General features: G+C 71.4%; 15 protein-coding genes. 5 read left to right on the top strand and 10 right to left on the bottom strand.

The annotated features are described in order from the left end of the window. Positions 1 to 2: 2 nt before the first annotated feature. From ACQP00_RS07225 to ACQP00_RS07205, 5 genes are all read right to left on the bottom strand, one after another. Entirely contained in the window at positions 3 to 734 is a 732-nt protein-coding gene (locus tag ACQP00_RS07225; RefSeq protein ID WP_433216157.1) for a hypothetical protein, read from the bottom strand. Positions 735 to 817: 83 nt separating this feature from the next. Further along, positions 818 to 1087 carry a hypothetical protein gene (locus ACQP00_RS07220; RefSeq protein WP_433216154.1) on the bottom strand — a complete coding sequence of 90 codons (270 nt, stop codon included), beginning with the start codon at positions 1085 to 1087 and terminating at the stop codon, positions 818 to 820. A gap of 172 nt (positions 1088 to 1259) precedes the next feature. Beyond that, positions 1260 to 2867, bottom strand: coding sequence for a radical SAM protein (locus ACQP00_RS07215; RefSeq protein WP_433216151.1), 1608 nt, complete (start codon positions 2865 to 2867; stop codon positions 1260 to 1262). Continuing rightward, the gene (locus tag ACQP00_RS07210) at positions 2864 to 3235 is read right to left on the bottom strand and encodes a hypothetical protein (RefSeq protein WP_433216148.1); all 372 of its coding nucleotides are present in this window, start codon (positions 3233 to 3235) and stop codon (positions 2864 to 2866) included. Before ACQP00_RS07210 ends, ACQP00_RS07215 begins: the two co-directional genes overlap by 4 nt. Before the next feature lie 101 nt (positions 3236 to 3336). Next, positions 3337 to 4104, bottom strand: a complete 768-nt coding sequence (locus ACQP00_RS07205; protein WP_433216145.1) for a prolipoprotein diacylglyceryl transferase — start codon at positions 4102 to 4104, stop codon at positions 3337 to 3339. A gap of 367 nt (positions 4105 to 4471) precedes the next feature. On the opposite strand from ACQP00_RS07205, the gene ACQP00_RS07200 reads away from it, so the two are divergent. Next, the gene (locus ACQP00_RS07200) at positions 4472 to 5485 is read left to right on the top strand and encodes an endonuclease/exonuclease/phosphatase family protein (RefSeq protein WP_433216142.1); all 1014 of its coding nucleotides are present in this window, start codon (positions 4472 to 4474) and stop codon (positions 5483 to 5485) included. A 351-nt stretch (positions 5486 to 5836) separates the two neighbouring features. After that, entirely contained in the window at positions 5837 to 6325 is a 489-nt protein-coding gene (locus tag ACQP00_RS07195) for a hypothetical protein (protein WP_433216140.1), read from the top strand. A gap of 45 nt (positions 6326 to 6370) precedes the next feature. Here ACQP00_RS07195 and cimA read toward each other — a convergent pair whose 3' ends face one another. Continuing rightward, entirely contained in the window at positions 6371 to 7972 is a 1602-nt protein-coding gene (gene cimA / locus ACQP00_RS07190) for a citramalate synthase (RefSeq protein ID WP_433216137.1), read from the bottom strand. Positions 7973 to 8294: 322 nt separating this feature from the next. Between cimA and ACQP00_RS07185 the strand changes: the two genes are divergently transcribed. Both ACQP00_RS07185 and ACQP00_RS07180 read left to right on the top strand, forming a co-directional pair. Further along, positions 8295 to 8834 (top strand): carboxymuconolactone decarboxylase family protein, encoded by a 540-nt coding sequence (locus tag ACQP00_RS07185; RefSeq protein ID WP_433216134.1) that lies wholly within the window; start codon positions 8295 to 8297, stop codon positions 8832 to 8834. Positions 8835 to 9035: 201 nt separating this feature from the next. Beyond that, positions 9036 to 9308: a hypothetical protein gene (locus tag ACQP00_RS07180; RefSeq protein WP_433216131.1), complete on the top strand. Its 273-nt coding sequence runs from the start codon at positions 9036 to 9038 to the stop codon at positions 9306 to 9308. Positions 9309 to 9441: 133 nt separating this feature from the next. Here ACQP00_RS07180 and ACQP00_RS07175 read toward each other — a convergent pair whose 3' ends face one another. From ACQP00_RS07175 to serA, 3 genes are all read right to left on the bottom strand, one after another. Further along, entirely contained in the window at positions 9442 to 10539 is a 1098-nt protein-coding gene (locus ACQP00_RS07175) for a branched-chain amino acid aminotransferase (protein ID WP_433216128.1), read from the bottom strand. A gap of 118 nt (positions 10540 to 10657) precedes the next feature. Next, positions 10658 to 11686, bottom strand: a complete 1029-nt coding sequence (locus ACQP00_RS07170; RefSeq protein WP_433216125.1) for a 3-isopropylmalate dehydrogenase — start codon at positions 11684 to 11686, stop codon at positions 10658 to 10660. Between the two features lie 128 nt (positions 11687 to 11814). Beyond that, positions 11815 to 13425 (bottom strand): phosphoglycerate dehydrogenase, encoded by a 1611-nt coding sequence (gene serA / locus ACQP00_RS07165; RefSeq protein ID WP_433216122.1) that lies wholly within the window; start codon positions 13423 to 13425, stop codon positions 11815 to 11817. 695 nt (positions 13426 to 14120) lie between these two features. Between serA and ACQP00_RS07160 the strand changes: the two genes are divergently transcribed. Further along, the gene (locus tag ACQP00_RS07160; protein ID WP_433216120.1) at positions 14121 to 14618 is read left to right on the top strand and encodes a hypothetical protein; all 498 of its coding nucleotides are present in this window, start codon (positions 14121 to 14123) and stop codon (positions 14616 to 14618) included. A 301-nt stretch (positions 14619 to 14919) separates the two neighbouring features. Here the strand turns inward: ACQP00_RS07160 and ACQP00_RS07155 are convergent, their stop codons facing one another. Further along, positions 14920 to 16185 (bottom strand): serine hydrolase domain-containing protein, encoded by a 1266-nt coding sequence (locus ACQP00_RS07155; protein ID WP_433216117.1) that lies wholly within the window; start codon positions 16183 to 16185, stop codon positions 14920 to 14922. Positions 16186 to 16190 lie beyond the last annotated feature (5 nt).

Below are 16190 nucleotides of genomic sequence, written 5' to 3'. Positions count from 1 at the left end.
GCTCAGCCGCCGATGACGTTCACGGCTCGGGCGACCACCAGCAGGACCGTCACCAGGGAGATGCCGGACTCGGCGACCATCAGCATCTTGGCGCGCATCGTCATCGGCAGGGTGTCGGTCGGGCTGAAGGCGGTCGCGTTGGTGAAGGCCAGGTAGAAGTAGTCGAAGAAGGCCGGTTCCCAGTCGCGGTGGGCGAGTTCGGGGACCTGCATCTGGGTGAACAGGAAGTCGGGGTGCGGGGTGTCCGCGTCCGCGCGGGCGGCGGGGCCGCCGCGGTCGGTCTCCCAGAACCACAGGGCGAACACGATGACGTTGGTCAGCCAGATGGCGGCGCCCCAGAGCAGCAGGTGGGCGGGCGGGAGCTCGTCCTGGGACTTGTCGAACAGGGCCTGCACGAGCAGCCAGACGGACCAGGCGGTGACCAGGGTCAGCAGCGTGACGAGGGCCAGCGCGAGGGGGCGCAGGACGCGGGTCTCGCGGTTGATGCGCAGCGGGTTGACCACCATGATCGTCAGCAGCATGGCGCCTTCGAGGCTCGGCAGCAGCCAGCGCGGGCGCGGGGCGAGGTCGGCGGGCAGGACCTGGTGGATGACGATCGCGATCGCGATGACGAGCGCGGCCGGCCAGCGCTGCTCCGCTTCGGTGCGGCGCAGCCAGCCGGGCAGCTGGGCGGGCTTGGCCGGCTCGGGCGCGCTGTTGGCGCCGATGTCGTGCGCGGGCGGCAGATCACTCACGGCAGCCAACCGTAGACCCGCGCCCGCGCGGGAGCCAGCAGGACCGCCGCGGACGCGGAGAACGGATGGGGACGGGAGACGCGTCAGGCCAGGAGTTGGTACACCCGCCAGCCGAGCGCGGCGGTGCCGGCGAGGGCCAGGATGCCGAGGTACGCCAGGACGAGCCGGGTGTCGCGCAGGACGCATTTCGAGCGGGTGAGGCCCTGGCGGCGGGCGCGCAGGTAGCCGGCGAAGCCCAGCAGGGCGAATCCGACCACCGCGATCGGACCCAGCAGCCAGGCGAGGGCGGCGATCGTGGCGTAGACGCACAGCCGCAACGGGTCGTAGGGCTTCGACGCCGGCGGGCTCGTCATGGCGTCACCGCCGCGTCCGCCCCAGCAGCCGAAGCGGGCGCCGTCGAGCCGCAAAGCGACAACGCCGAAGGGCACGGCCCGGAGCCGCAATGCGACGACTCGGAAGCACACGGACCGAAGCCGCGATGCGAAGACCCCGAAAGACACGGCACGACGGGGTGGGCCGTCGGCGTCACGGCGTCACCTCCGAGGTCGCACCCGCGCGCGGGGCGAGGGGAAGCAGCGGCCGGGTCGACCTCGGCAGGCGCTGGGCGGACAGCGCCGGCCAGGCCTGGACCGCGCAGAACGGTGCGCACTGGTCGTGGGTGCCCTCCGCGTCCGTGCGGCGGGTGGCGACGTGGACGCAGCACTGCAGGAGCCGCTCCTCGATCATGGTGTGCAGGTCCATGAACGGCTTGACGGTGATGCGTTTGACGCGTTCGCCCAGCATCTTGCGCAGGCGGTTGCGGCCGCCCGGGAGCGAGGCCGAGACCAGCGTGGTGAGGGTGGAGATGCCGAGGTCGCAGTTCTCGCAGATGTCCCGCCACAGGTTGCCGACGTCCGGGTGGGACAGCGACGACTGCTCGGACAACAGGCCCAACAGCGAGTCCTTGACGGCGGTACGCAGGGCCGCGGGCAGCTGGACGTCCGCGATGCGGTTGGCGACCAGGTCGGGGGCGAGGTCGAGGAACTCCAGCAGGCGGTCGTGGCCGATGAGGGCGGTCATCGACTTCCAGTCGCCCGCGTCGTCGCGCAGGAGGTACCCGACGGAGCAGCAGTGCGGGTGGGAGCAGGGCAGGGCCGTGAGGTCGCGCCAGGTGACCAGGTCGCCGGTCTGCGGGCCGAGGCGGGCCAGGACGCCGGTGTGGGTGAGACGGTCGAGCGGGTCGATCGCGCCCGAGCGGCCCGAGCCGAACTGGGGCTGGAGGGAGACACCGCCGACGTAGGGGGTGTCCAGGGCCCGCTTCACGACCGCGCCGATCTCGTCGTCGTTGACGCCCAGGGCGCAGGTCATGGTGAGGGTGGTGAAGATGCCGCGCGCGGAGAGGCGGTCGACGGCCTGGTCCTTGAGGCGGCGCAGGTCGGCGCCCCGGTGGTGGCGGGCGGCGCGCTCGGACACGCCGTCGTACTGCAGGTAGACCTCGACGCGCTCGCGGTGGCGGGTGAGGAGGTCCAGCAGCGCGTCGTCACGCGCGATCCGCACGCCGTTGGAGTTGATCAGGACCCGGACCACGTTGCGGGCGCTGACCTCGGCGAGCAGCTCCTCCAGCCAGGGGTAGAGGGTCGGCTCACCGCCGGAGAGCATGAGCACGTCGATGCGGCCGTTCTCGCGCGACAGTTTGGTGTCGACGCTGGCGAGGACGTCGGCGAGCGGTACGGCGCCCTCGATGGCCGGCGAGGAGTCGGTGAAGCAGGTCGGGCAGCGCAGGTTGCAGCTGTCGGTGAGGTCGGCGAGCAGGATGCAGGTGTGCTGGGTCTGCATCTCCGGCAGGCCGGCCAGGTACGCGGACGGGACCGGGGCGAAGTTGCCCGCGACGTCGGGGATGTGCGTCTTGGTGGGGGCGGTCCAGCGCTCGAGGTACCGCAGAATCTCGGGATTCTCGTCGTAGAGCGTGCGGACCAGGCCGTGGACCGGGCATCCGCGCTCGAGCCAGATCCGCCCGTCGCGCTCGGCGAGCCAGCCCGAGAGCCGCTGCACCGTCTCCAGTGGAGGGTTGCCGGCCGCGCAGGTGGGGCAGAACGCGTTGACGTAGCGATGGATGCGGTCGCCCCGCAGTTGCATGCCGGTGCCGGTAGTCATAGCTGTCCCTGGTTGCTGACGATGGCAAGGCAGACGCCGATGCCGACGACGGGGCAGATCAGCACGCTGGCGCCCCAGCCGATGAGGAGACCAAGGCCCAGGCCCCGGTCCTTGCGCACGATCCAGACGATGCCGATCGTGAGGCAGGCCACGAAGATCGCGACCTGCAGGATGACCTCGAGCCACACGCCGAGCAGGCCGTTCTCCGAGTTGGAGCTGTTGTTGCCCAGCACCACCGCGCCGACGCCCAGCAGGACGGCCACGACCTGGGCGGCGAGGACCAGGCCGATGCCGAGGAAGACCTGCCGGGTACGAATCGGCCGCTCGGGCCCGGGCGGCGGTGGCGGCGGGGGAACGGTCCAGCTCATGTGCCCTCCGAAAAGCGCCAGTGCTTCCAGGTCATGTGCCCTCCGAAGAGCGCCGGTGCGTCCAGGTCATGTGCCCTCCGAAGAGCGCCGGTGCGTCCAGCTCATGTGACCTCCACGGGGCGACCGCGCGTGTGTGTCCAGGCGAAGCGGGCGACGGTCAGCGGCAGCAATCCCAGCAGGAACAGCTGGGAGCGGGTGAGGCCGCCCCAGACGACCTCGTTGCCGCGCACGAACTCGACGCCGAAGCGGAACGCGGCGTACGCGGCGAGGTAGTACGTGAACAGCCGCCCGGGCGCGGTGACGCGTCCGCGCAGCGCGACGAGGGCGGCGAAGGCGGCCATGTGGAACAGGATCTCGTACACGAACGAGGGATGCAGCGGCACGTTCGCGGGGACGTGCATGGCCGCGGCGTGCGCGTCGTCGAGGCGGATGCCCCACGGCAGGCTCGTCGGGGTGCCTGGCGGCTCGGCCAGGAGGCAGCCGATCCGGCCGACCGCCATGCCCGCAGCGACGGCGGGGGCGAACAGGTTGCCGGTCTTGTGCGGGTATCCGCCGATCCGCTTGCCGAGCAGGGCGCCCAGGTAGGCGCCGAGGAGTCCGGAGAGGATGCTGCGGTTGCCGTACGCCCACTGCTCCAGCAGCCCCGCGTTGTCCCGCGGGTCGAGGTGCTGCGCCCAGGTGCCCAGCCGTGCGAGGAGGGCGCCGCCGACGAGGGCGCCGGCCAGGACGTACCAGAGGCGCTCGTCCTGGGCCTGGCGCCGGCGGATCTCCCAGAGCAGCACGAGGGCGGCGACCCCGACGCCGAGCGCGACGAAGACGTCGTGGGACAGGACCGCCACCGGGCCGATCCGCGCCAACACCGGGTGCACGGATGCCGAGCCTAGTGCCACCGCGCGACGTCGGGCGGCTCTTCCACGCTGCCCGAATGGTCACACCCCGCCCACGCGACCGCGCGAGGACGCGAGACGCGACCGCGCGAGGACACGAGAGGACACGAGAACGCGCGGACGCGAGACAGAAGGCGCGCGGACGCGAGACGCGAGGACGCGTGGGCGCGAGACGCGAGACGCGTGGGCGCGAGACGCGAGACGCGTGGGGACGCGAGGACGCGCGGGGACGAAGCAGCCATGCAGCGGAAGCCGGAAGAAGGGAGCCATGGAAGAACCGACAAGAAGGCGACGTGAAGGTCGTGTGACGAACGGGCTGCTCGTTGCGTGGCTCGCCTAGGCTGGCGGGATGGTCACCACGGAGGACACCCTGCCGTTGCTGCCCGAGAAGCCGGTGCGGCCTCGGCGGCGCCGGTGGTGGAGCGCCGTGGTCTGGCTGATGGCGATCCCGTTCGTGATCTGGGCCGTGTTTCGGGTGTTCGGGCTGGACAGTGGGTTCCCGACGGTACAACTGATCGCTTTCACACCATATGTCGCGGCCGCCTCGTTGGTGCCGTTGCTGGTCGCGGTCCTGACCAAGCGAGTCTGGCCGGCGCTGATCACGGCGATCGCGACGGTGGCGCTCGCGGCGTGTGTGTTGCCGCGGTGGATCTCGGACACGTCGCCGGAGCCGCAGGACGGGCCGGGGTTGCGGGTGCTGAGCGTCAACATGCTCATGGGCGGCGCGGACGCGTCGACGATCGTCGGGCTCGTGCAGCGGCTGGACGTGGATCTGGTGGCGTTGCAGGAGTACACGCCGGAGGCCAAGGCGGCGCTCAACTCGGCGGGGCTGGACGCCGTGCTGCCCAACGCGGTGTCGTACCCGCGTCCGGGCGTGACCGGGTCGGCGGTGTACAGCCGGTTTCCGGTGACCGACCTGGGATACCGGCAGTTTCCTTCGACGTTCGGCCAGGCGCAGGCGGGCGTGGCGGTCCCGGGCGCGAAGGACGTGCGGGTCGAGTCCGCGCATCCGTGCGCGCCCGCGACCGCGCACGGGGCCGGGTGCTGGGAGCGCGACATCCTGCAGGAGCCCGCGGCCACCCCGGACGGGCCGGTCAACCTGCTCATCGGCGATTTCAACGCGACGCTGGACCACGAGAAGTTCCGGGCGCTGCTCGACACGGGCTACCGCGACGCCGCGGACGTCGCGGGGGCGGGGTTCGAGGCGTCGTGGCCGTACGACGAACGGTGGTTCATTCCCGGCGTCGTCCTGGACCACGTGGTGGCGGACAAGCGCGTGGGGGTCCGGAAGGTGTCGGTCCACCGCATCCCGGCCAGCGACCACAAGGCCGTGTTCGCCGAACTCGTGCTGCCCAAGCAGTAACGAAGCCGACTCCCGAGGCCAGCAGCAACGAAGCCGACCCGGGGGCCAGCAGCAACGAAGCCGGGACCGGGAACCCACGCCGCAAGAAGCCGAGACCGGGAACCCACGCCGCAAAGAGGCCGAGGCGGGGGACGCAGGCCGTAAAGAAGCCGAAGAGCCAAAGAAGCTGCCGGAGCGGCGAAGCGGCTGCCCAGGCGGCAAAGCGGCCGAACGGCGCAAAACGAAAGAGACCCAGAAACCGGGCCGAACGTACCGAAGGCGTACCTCCGGCTATACGCGGTTCGTTGGCCGGGAGTACCTTCACGTACGTATCGGGCCCCCGCCCGAACGGAACCACGTTGGAGCAGATGGGTGACACGAACGTTTCGCGGCCTCGCGCTCGCCATCGCCGTGCCGCTGATCCTGAGCGCGGCGGCCGCCTGCTCGGACAGCAAGGACGACGAGGCGGACTCGCCGTCCGACCGGCCGACGGTGGAGGTGACCGCGCAGCCGCAGGACGCGCAGTCGGCGCAGGTCGCGGCCGAGCAGCTGTTCGACAACCTGTCGGAGGGCGACTGGGCCGGGGCCTACGACCTGTGGACCGATGACGCCAAGGCATCGATCGGCAAGGACGCCTACATCGAGCTGGTGGCCACCTGCACGGGACAGCAGGGGCAATACCAGGTGACCGGCGTGACGCCGGTCGACGATTCGACGGCGACGATCAAGTGGACGCACACCCCCGTCGCCGGCAGTGGGCAGACGACGGGGCAGAACACAGTGAAGTACCAGAGCGGCGTTTGGCGGTTTGTTCCTGATCCTGCCGCGCTTGCCGCTTATCAACAGAACAAGTGCCCGTAGCGAGCAGGGGGCGGTCCCACCCGGGGCCGCCCCCGCGCGTCTGGCTCAGACCCGCACGGCGTGCGAGAGGCCGTAGGTGAGCGCGTCGACGAGGGCCTGCCAGCTGGCCTCGACGACGTTCTCGTGCACCCCGACGGTCGTCCAGTCGTCCCCGGTCGCGTGGGTCTCGACGAGGACCCGCGTGACCGCGCCCGTGCCGTGGCTGCCCTCGAGGATGCGGACCTTGTAGTCGGCCAGCTGGAAGCGGCCGAGCTCCGGGTAGTGCTTGGTGAGGGCCACGCGCAGCGCCTCGTCGAGCGCGTTGACGGGGCCGTTGCCCTCGGCGGTGGCGATGACCCGCTCCCCGCGGACGCGCACCTTCACGGTCGCCTCGGAGACCACGGCGCCGTCCTCGCGGTGCTCGACCAGCACGCGGTACGACTCCAGGGCGAACGGCTTGGGCACGGCGCCCTCGGCCAGCTCCGCGCGTGCGAGCAGCTCGAACGACGCGTCCGCGGCCTCGAAGGACCAGCCCTGCGCCTCCAGCTCCTTGACCCGGTTCGTGACGCGGGAGAGCGCCTCCGGGTTGCCGGCCAGGTCGACACCGAGCTCGCGCGCCTTGAGCTCGATGCTGGCCCGGCCGGCCATCTCGGTGACCAGGATCCGCATGTCGTTGCCCACGACGACGGGGTCGATGTGGTTGTACAGCACGGGATCCACTTTGATCGCGCTCGCGTGCAGGCCCGCCTTGTGAGCGAACGCTGACGACCCGACGTAGGCCTGGTGGGTGTCGGGTGCGATGTTGGCGATCTCGGCGATGGAGTGCGAGACGCGCACCATCTGCTCGATGCAGCCCTCCGGTAGGACGGGCATGCCGAGCTTGAGCTGCAGGTTGCCGACGACGGCGAAGAGGTCGGCGTTGCCGGGGCGCTCGCCGTAGCCGTTGGCGGTGCACTGGAAGTGCGGTACGCCGGCCTCGACGGCGGCGACGGTGTTCGCGACCGCGCAGGACGTGTCGTTCTGGCAGTGGATGCCCAGGCGCGCGACGGCCTCCTCGGCGCTGACCCCGAGGGCGACCGCGAGGCGGTCCTTGACCTCGGCGATCGTGCGGCTGATGAGGGACGGCAGCATGCCGCCGTTGGTGTCGCACATGACGGCCGCTTCCGCGCCCGCGGCGAGCGCGGCGGCGGCGACGCTGGCGGTGTAGTCGGGGTCGAAACGGTACCCGTCGAAGAAATGCTCGCAGTCGAGGAAGACGCGGCGGCCCTCGGAGACGAAGTATTCGACGGTGTCGCGCACCATCGCGAGGTTCTCCTCGCGGGTGGTCCGCAGCGCGCGCTCCACGTGGCGGATGTCGGACTTGGCCACCAGCGTGACGGCGGGGGTCTCGGCGTCGAGCAGCGCGCGGACCTGGGGGTCGTCCTGCACGCGGATGCCGGCCTTGCGGGTGGCGCCGAACGCGACGAACACGGCGTGCTTGAGGTTGAGCTCCGTGCGCGCCCGCCGGAAGAACTCGGTGTCCTTGGGCATGGCTCCGGGCCAGCCACCCTCGATGAAGCCGACGCCGAACTCGTCGAGCAGTCGTGCGACCGCGAGCTTGTCGACGACGGAGTAGCTGATCGCCTCGCGCTGGGCCCCGTCGCGCAGCGTCGTGTCGTACACCTGCATGGTTGTGCTCCTTTGGCGGGAAGAGGGGGGCCTTGGGCTCGGCGGATCGGGGCCAACAAAAAGACCCCCCGCAAATGCGAGAGGTCTGCGCGTCCGGCGGATGGATGCCGGGCGCGCTAGGGGCCAATAATGAGCCGAGTCACGTTCGGTAGCTTGCCACGCATGCGCCATCCGTGACACGTGATTCCGGATTTTGAGAACCGGGGTGATCTGCTTCACGATTCACCCTGTTCGTCACGTCCCCGTAACGAGCGTCGGTCACTGTTGAACCCAGTTCGGCACGGCGTCCCGCTCGGGGGCGTCGATCACCGTTGGTGAGGGGGTGAGGAACGTGGGTCTGGAGACGCTCAGGGCGACCATCCCGTCGTACGCGCGCGATCTGCTCATCAACCTCGACTCCGTCCTCGCCACGGACCTGCTGGACGAGCAGCAGCTGTGGGGCGCCGTGCTCGCGAGCGCGATGACGACCCGCAGTGTGCCGGTGATCCGCGCGGTCACCGCCGAGGCCACGGACCGGCTCAAGCCGGAGGCGATCGAGGCCGCGAAGGCCGTCGCGTCGCGGATGGCCCTCCACAACGTCTACTTCCGCGCCAAGCACCTGATCGGTGACGAGGCGTACCAGGGCCTGCCCGCGCGTCTGCGCCGCCAGGTCTCCTCCACGCCCGGGGTCGGCGCCGCCGACGTCGAGGCGTGGTCAGTGGCAGTATCCGCGATCACCGGGTGCGGGGTGTGCCTGGAATCGCACGAAAGATCGCTTCGTGGTGCAGGGGTGTCCCGCGAAGCGGTCGACGAGGTGTTGCGCGTCGCCGCGGTTGTACACGCGCTGGCGGTAACCCTCGATGCAGAGGCGGCTTCCGACTAGGAGCTTTCCTCTTGTACGGGTGTCGGGGTGGCGGCCCCGGCACCCGTACGCATTTCTGCCCCTTTGTCCCCACGTCCGGCTTAACCCGTCTGTGCAAGTTGCGCACAGCGTGTCTGCGTTCCGGGCGGGATCGCCGTTACCGTTGTGGCTAATCGGCACATCGGGTGCGCATTTTTGGTCTCGGGCAATTGGGGGCGCGACATGATCGACGGAGTTCCGCGAGAACCGGCCGCCGAGCCGCCGGTCGATCCGCCCGTCGGCTGCGCCGATCCGATGCTCTGGCGCGTCGCGCGGGCGCTGCACGACGCGCATCGTCCGCGGACCGACAACTTCTGCGAGTGCAAGGCGTTCTGGCCGTGCGCGGACGCGCAGCTGGCCGAGGAGGCGCTGCAGCTCGCCTACGACCGCCCGTCGCCCCGCGGCACGCGCCCGGGCGCCGGCCGCAATTCCAATCTGGGTCGCTGGACGGCCTGAGGCACCCCGAAGGCGCGTTCGGCGAACCCGTCAAGAGCGGGAAAATCCCCACCGAATCGGCTATTCGGGAATGTCCGAAAAGGCAAAAGCGGCGCCGGAAGCGAATCCCGGCGCCGCCCTTGTGAACGGTTTATTACAGGACGCGATGCACCCAGCCGTACGGGTCGGGGGCGGTGCCGCGCTGGATCGACACGAGCTGTTCACGCAGCCCCATCGTCACGTCGCCGGCCTTGCCGTCGCCGACCGTGAACTCGCCGTCGCCGTCGCGGACGGTACCGATGGGAGTGATGACGGCGGCCGTCCCGCACGCGAACGCCTCGCGCAACCGCCCGGACGCCGCGTCCGCGCGCCATTGCTCGTACGAGTACAGCTCCTCCCGCACCGCATGCCCCTTGTCCGCGGCGAGGCGCAGGACCGACTCGCGCGTGATGCCGGGCAGGATCGAGCCGGACAGCGGCGGCGTCGTGATCGAACCGTCCTCGAAGACGTAGAACACGTTCATGCCGCCGAGCTCCTCGACGTACTTCTGCTCGACCGCGTCCAGGAAGACGACCTGGTCACAGCCGTGCTCGATGGCCTCGGCCTGGGCCACGAGGCTCGCCGCGTAGTTGCCGCCGCACTTGGCCGCGCCGGTGCCGCCGGGTGCCGCCCGCGTGTAGTCGCGCGTCACCCAGACGCTGACCGGCTGCACGCCGCCCTTGAAGTAGCTGCCGACGGGCGAGGCGATGACCACGAAGAGGTACTCCGAGGACGGCTTCACGCCCAGGAAGACCTCGCTGGCGTACTGGAAGGGCCGCAGGTAGAGACTGCCCTCGGCCTCGGTCGGCACCCAGTCCCGGTCGGCCCGGATGAGCTGCTCGAGGGAGTCCAGGAACAGCCGGTCGGGCACCGGCGCCATGGCCAGGCGCTGTGCCGAGTTGCGGAACCGGGCCGCGTTCGCGTCCGGGCGGAACATCGTCACGCCGCCGTCGGCCGCGCGGTAGGCCTTGAGCCCCTCGAAGATCTCCTGCGCGTAGTGCAGCACCGCGCTGGCCGGGTCCATCGGGATGGGCGCGCGCGCCTCGACGCGCGCGTCGTACCACCCCTTGCCGTCGGCGTAGCGCACGGTGACCATGTGGTCGGTGAAGATCCGGCCGAATCCCGGGTTGACCATGAGCGCGGATCGCTCCGCGGCGGCTACGGGCTGCGGATTCGGACGAATCTCGAAATCGAGCGTTTCACCGCCGTTCATGCATGCCTCCACAAAAGGTCGCGGCGGCACGCTCACTGCGCGTGCCGTGCCGCCAACTTACCCGAACGGACGTTCAATCGCAGCCAGCACGCGGCGTCTTGCTACGCGGCGGCGCTTGCTACGCGACAGCGGCGGCCAGGCGGTCGCCGATCGCGTCGGTCGACAGCGCCGAGCCGGGCGTCCGCGTGGCGACCTCGTTGCCGACGGCCTCGGTGACGCGCGCGGACGCCTCGGGGTTGCCGAGGTGGTCCAGCAGCAGCGCGGTGGACAGTACGGCGGCCGACGGGTCGGCGACGCCCTTGCCGGCGATGTCGGGAGCCGATCCGTGTACCGGCTCGAACATCGACGGGAACGCCCGCTCCGGGTTGATCGAGCCGCTGGCGGCCAGGCCGATGCCGCCGGTGACCGCGGCGGCGATGTCGGTGAGGATGTCGCCGAAGAGGTTGTCGGTGACGACCACGTCGTAGCGCTGCGGGTTGCTCACCAGGAACATCGCCGCCGCGTCCACGTGCTGGTACTCGGTCTCGATGTCCGGGAACTCGGCCTTCACCGCGTTGAAGGTCCGCGCCCACAGCCCGCCGGCGTGGGTGAGCACGTTGGTCTTGTGGACCAGCGTGACCTTGCGCCGCGCGCGCTTGGCCGCGCGGGCGAACGCGTCGCGGATGACGCGCTCGACGCCGTGGCGGGTGTTGAGGCTCTCCTCGGTCGCGACCTCGGCCGGGGTGCCGGGGTGCAGGTTGCCGCCGGACCCGACGTACAGGCCCTCGGTGCCCTCCCGGACCACGACGAGGTCGATCTCGCCCGGCTTGACCCCGGCGAGGGGGCTCGTGGTGCCGGGCCAGAGGCGGGAGGGGCGCAGGTTGACGTACTGGTCGAAGTCGAAGCGCAGCTTCAGCAGCAGGCCCCGCTCCAGCACGCCCGGCGGGACGCTGGGGTCGCCGACCGCGCCGAGCAGGATGGCGTCGTGGCCGCGCAGCTCCTCCAGGACGCTGTCGGGCAGCACTTCGCCGGTGCGGTTGTACCGGGCGGCGCCCAGGTCGTAGTCGGTCGTCTCGACGCCGGGCAGCACCACGCGAAGCACCTTCAGTGCCTGCGCCACCACCTCCGTGCCGATGCCGTCACCGGCCACAACCGCGATCTTCGCCACCACGCGCCCCTCTCGATAGACCGCCCAACCGTACGCCGCCGTCCTAATCAGTGGACGCACGTCCCATGAAATGAGAATGAGGGCGGGGAGCGCCGCCACGCTCCCCGCCCTCGTAAGAGGAAAGTCTCTTAGTCGGCGGACAGGTCCGCCGTGCTTGCCGCGGTCGCGCCGATCGCCTGCTGGGCCTCGCCGAGCAGGTCCGCCGCGACCGCCTGGTCGACGGTCAGCGTCATGAGCGCCTCCCCGCCGGCCTCGCGCCGCGCGACCTGCATCGCCGCGATGTTGACCCCCGCGGACCCCAGTATCGACCCCACCGTGCCCACCACGCCGGGGCGGTCGGCGTAGCGGAAGAACAGCAGCACGCCGTCGGCCGCCAGCTCGAGACTGAAGCCGTCGATCTCAGTCAGCTTCAGCGCCTCGCGCGGGCCCGCGACATACGTACCGGACACCGAGGCTACCCGCCCGTCGGGCAGGGCTCCACGCACGGTCACCAGGTTGGGCTGGTCGGAGGAGTCGGTGAAGACCGCGAGTGCTACTTCGACGCCGCGGTCGGCCGCCAGATGGGGTGCGTTCACGTACGTCACCTGCTCCGCCACCACGCTGCCGAACAGGCCCTTGGTCGCGGCCAGCTTGAGGACCGACACGTCGTGCTTGGCCACCTCGCCGTGCACCTCGACCGTCACCGACGCCGCGATGCCGCCCGCGACCGCGGTGAACACGGCGCCCAGCTTCTCTGCCAGCGGCAGCAGCGGCCGCACCTCCTCCGCGACCACGCCGCCGACCTGCACGTTCACCGCGTCGGGGACGAACTCGCCGTCGAGGGCGAGCTTGACGGAGCGCGCGACGGCCAGACCGGCCTTGTCCTGGGCCTCCACCGTGGAGGCGCCCAGGTGCGGCGTGGCCACGACGTTGTCGAACGCGAACAGCGGCGACGCGACGCACGGCTCCTTGCTGAACACGTCGATGCCCGCGCCCGCGACCCGGCCGTCGGCGATCGCGTCGGCCAGCGCCTGCTCGTCGACGAGGCCCCCGCGCGCCGCGTTGATGATCCGCACGCCGGGCTTGACGATGCCGAGCTCGCGCACGCCGATCAGCCCGACGGTCTCCGGCGTCTTGGGCAGGTGGATCGAGATGAAGTCGCTCTCCCGCAGCAATTCATCCAACCCCAGCAGTCGTACTCCCAGTGCCGCGGCCCGCGCCGGCTGGATGTACGGGTCGTAGGCGACCAGCCGGACCCCGAACGCGGCCATCCGCTGGGCGAAGAGCACGCCGATGCGACCGAGCCCGACGACGCCGACGACCTTGCCGGACAGCTCCACGCCGGTGTACTTCGAGCGCTTCCACTCCCCCGCCTTCAACGCCGCCGACGCCGCGGCCGTATTGCGCGCGACGGCGAGCAGCAGCGCGACGGCCTGCTCGGCCGCGGAGACGATGTTGGACGTAGGAGCGTTGACGACCATCACGCCGCGCGCGGTCGCGGCCGGCACGTCGACGTTGTCCAGGCCGACCCCGGCCCGGGCGACGACCTTGAGCCGCGGCGCCGCGCCCACGGCCTCCGCATCGATGCGCGTGGCACTGCGAACGATCACGGCACTCGCGTCGGCGAGCGCGGCCAGCAAAGCGGGGCGGTCGGTTCCGTCGATGTGGCGGACCTCGTAGTCGTCGGCGAGCACCTCGAGAGCGGCGGGTGCCAGCTCCTCGGCGATGAGCACCACCGGGCGTTCGGGAGGGAGGATCATCGGACCTCGACTTCCAGGCTTCGGTCGGCGTCGGCTGCGCGGGCGCGCGACACTGCCCGCCACGCACTGGGGGAACCGCGACGGGGCCGGGCGGACGGCCTCTTCCCGCGATGGTAGGCCCGCCGCCCCACCCGCTACGTACCCAAACAAGTGAGCGCGATCACAGCGCGCTTGCGCTGTCGCCTCGAAGTGGTCGGCGGTGGGTAGTCGAGCGCTCACTGCGCGGGCGCGCGGAGGCGGGCGCGCGCGGGCGCGCGGAGGCGGCTTGTGCGGACCCGCGGAGGCGGGCTTGCGCGGGCGCGCGGAGGCGGGCTCGCGCGGAGGCGGGCTTGCGCGGACGCGCGGAGGCGGGCTTGCGCGGACGCGCGGAGGCGGGCTTGCGCGGACGCGCGGAGGCGGGCTTGCACGGACGCGCGGAGGCGGGCTTGCGCGGACGCGCGGAGGCGGGCTTGCGCGGGCGCGGCTGCACGGGCGTGGGCGCGGGGGCGCGGGCTGCGCGGAGGCGGGGTGCGCGGGCGCGTGATGGCCGCCGGCGGGTGGTCGAGCGCTCACCCGCGTCCGCGCGGAGGCGGCTGTGCGGGCGCGCGATGCGGCTGGCGGTGTCGCACTCCTGACCGTCGGCGGCTGAACCCGGGGCGGCGCGGGCGACGTGTCCATCGGCGTCAGCGATACCCGATACCGGCGAGGAGAGCGATATGAGCGACTACGACGACGGCGGCTACGACGCCGGCCAGGAGCACGGGTACGAGGCGGGCTACGACGCGGGACACGAGCCGGCGTACGACGCGGGGCACCAGCCCGGCTACGACGCCCACGCGCACGAGGGCGACTACAAGGCGGGCTACGACGCGCACGACGGCGACTACAAGGCCGGCTACGACGCGCACGGGGACATCGAGGAGAAGATCCACGAGGCCATCGAGCGCATCGAGGAGCGGGTCCACGGCTACGAGGCAGGGCACGAGCCGGCGTACGACGAGCAGAAGCACTACGCCGACGACCACGAGCCGAAGGACTACGACGGCGAGAAGGCGTACGAGGGCGAGAAGGCGTACGAGGGTGACCAGGCCTACGACGCGGACAAGGCGTATGCCGACGAGCACGCGTACGGCGAGGACAAGGCGTACGGCGGGGACAAGGACTACGCCGCCGAGCAGCCGTACGGCGACGACAAGGACTACGTGCGCTCCTGATCTCGCGGAAGCTCACGGACGACCGAACGGCCCCGGCGCGAAACTCTCTGCCCGCCGGGGCCGTTCTCGTCGATCACGTCACGCCGCGACGCCAGAGATCGAGCACGCCACGCGGCAACACCGGAAGCCGATCCCTGCCGCGACGTCGCGCCAGAAAAGTCGATCACGCCGCGACGTAGCGCAGAAACCCGGGTCACCCCGCGACGTAGCGCCACAACAGCCGGGTCACGCCGCGACGTCGCGAGAGAAAAGCCGATCACGTCGCGAGAAAAAGGCCTGTCACGCCGCGAGAAAAAGCCGGTCAGGACGCGACGTAGCGCCAGAAGTCGTACATCCACGCCGGCGTCCCCGGTCCCGCCATCGCGACCTGCGTAAAGAGCACCGCGACGGTATCCGAAGAGGGCGTCACGAACGCCGACGTGCCGGTCCCCCCGACCCACCCGTAGCGCCCAGGCACAAGGCCCAGCGGGGAAGACGCCAGGTCCACCGACCCCCCGAAGCTCCACCCCTGCCCCTCCTCGAAGAAAAGCAGCCCGGACGCGCGCTGTTCGGCCGTCGTCTGGTCGGTGAGCATCGCCCGCACGGACGCCTCCGAGAGCAGCCGCCGCCCGTCCGGCGCGACGCCGCCCGCCAGCAGCATGCGACCGAACGCCGCCCAGTCGCCCGCGGTCATGACCAGGCCGCCGTTGCCGAGTTCGAATGCCGGCGGCGCCGCGAAGTCGCCCGCTGGCGCGTCGTAGAGCTCGAGACCGGCCGAGCCCAGCTGGTAGCAGGCGGTGAACCGGTCCAGGCTCGCCGCCGGGACGTGGAACGCGGCGTCGCGCATGCCGAGGGGCCCGAAGAAGCGCTCCGCCATCACCTCGCCCAGCGTGCGGCCGGTCACGCGCTCGATGAGCGCGCCCTGGAGGGTGGAGCTCGTGTCGTACAACCAGGCCTGTCCAGGCTGATGGAGCATGGGCACGCCGGCCAGCCGTCGCAGCCACTCGTCGCGCGGCGGGAACGCGCGGACGCGGCGGCCGTCGGGCTGGACCGGGAACAGCGCCTGGACGGCCGGCAGCTCGAAGTCGGAGGGGAATCCCCAGCCCGTCGTGGAGTTCAGCAGGTCGTGGACGGTGATCGGCCGGGTCGCGGGCACGAGGTCGAGGGTGTCGGGCGTCCGCGCGACCATCGGGGCCGCCAGCTCGGGGAGCCATTGACGCGCGGGAGCGTCCAGCTGTACCGCGCCGTCGTCCACCAGGGTCAGCAGCGTCGCCGCCGTGATGGGCTTGGTGGCCGAGGCGATCCGGAAGATGGAGTCGGGCGTCATCGCGGCGCCGGGAAGGACCGCCGAGCCCACGGCGGCGACCTCGGTCCGGCCGCCGCGGTCGACCACGGCGACCGCGCCGGGAAGGACCGCCGAGCCCACGGCGGCGACCTCGGTCCGGCCGCCGCGGTCGACCACGGCGACCGCGCCGGGAAGGACCGCCGAGCCCACGGCGGCGACCTCGGTCCGGCCGCCGCGGTCGACGACGGCGACCGCGCCGGGAAGTTCGCCGCGGTCCACGTAGGGTGCGAGAAACTCGATCACCGGGT

The sequence above is a fragment of the Dactylosporangium sp. CS-047395 genome, assembly GCF_050942185.1.
In the GTDB taxonomy this organism is placed as follows: Bacteria; Actinomycetota; Actinomycetes; order Mycobacteriales; family Micromonosporaceae; genus Dactylosporangium.
The sequence above is the reverse complement of the archived record's forward strand: the minus strand, read 5'-3'. Positions and strand labels throughout refer to the sequence as shown.

Coding starts and splice junctions, on each gene's coding strand:
- ACQP00_RS07160 (WP_433216120.1), top strand. CDS start 14,121: ATGAGCGACTACGACGACGGCGGCTACGACGCCGGCCAGGAGCACGGG.
- ACQP00_RS07180 (WP_433216131.1), top strand. CDS start 9,036: ATGATCGACGGAGTTCCGCGAGAACCGGCCGCCGAGCCGCCGGTCGAT.
- ACQP00_RS07200 (WP_433216142.1), top strand. CDS start 4,472: ATGGTCACCACGGAGGACACCCTGCCGTTGCTGCCCGAGAAGCCGGTG.
- ACQP00_RS07215 (WP_433216151.1), bottom strand. CDS start 2,867: ATGACTACCGGCACCGGCATGCAACTGCGGGGCGACCGCATCCATCGC.
- ACQP00_RS07175 (WP_433216128.1), bottom strand. CDS start 10,539: ATGAACGGCGGTGAAACGCTCGATTTCGAGATTCGTCCGAATCCGCAG.
- ACQP00_RS07220 (WP_433216154.1), bottom strand. CDS start 1,087: ATGACGAGCCCGCCGGCGTCGAAGCCCTACGACCCGTTGCGGCTGTGC.
- serA (WP_433216122.1), bottom strand. CDS start 13,425: ATGATCCTCCCTCCCGAACGCCCGGTGGTGCTCATCGCCGAGGAGCTG.
- ACQP00_RS07210 (WP_433216148.1), bottom strand. CDS start 3,235: ATGAGCTGGACCGTTCCCCCGCCGCCACCGCCGCCCGGGCCCGAGCGG.
- cimA (WP_433216137.1), bottom strand. CDS start 7,972: ATGCAGGTGTACGACACGACGCTGCGCGACGGGGCCCAGCGCGAGGCG.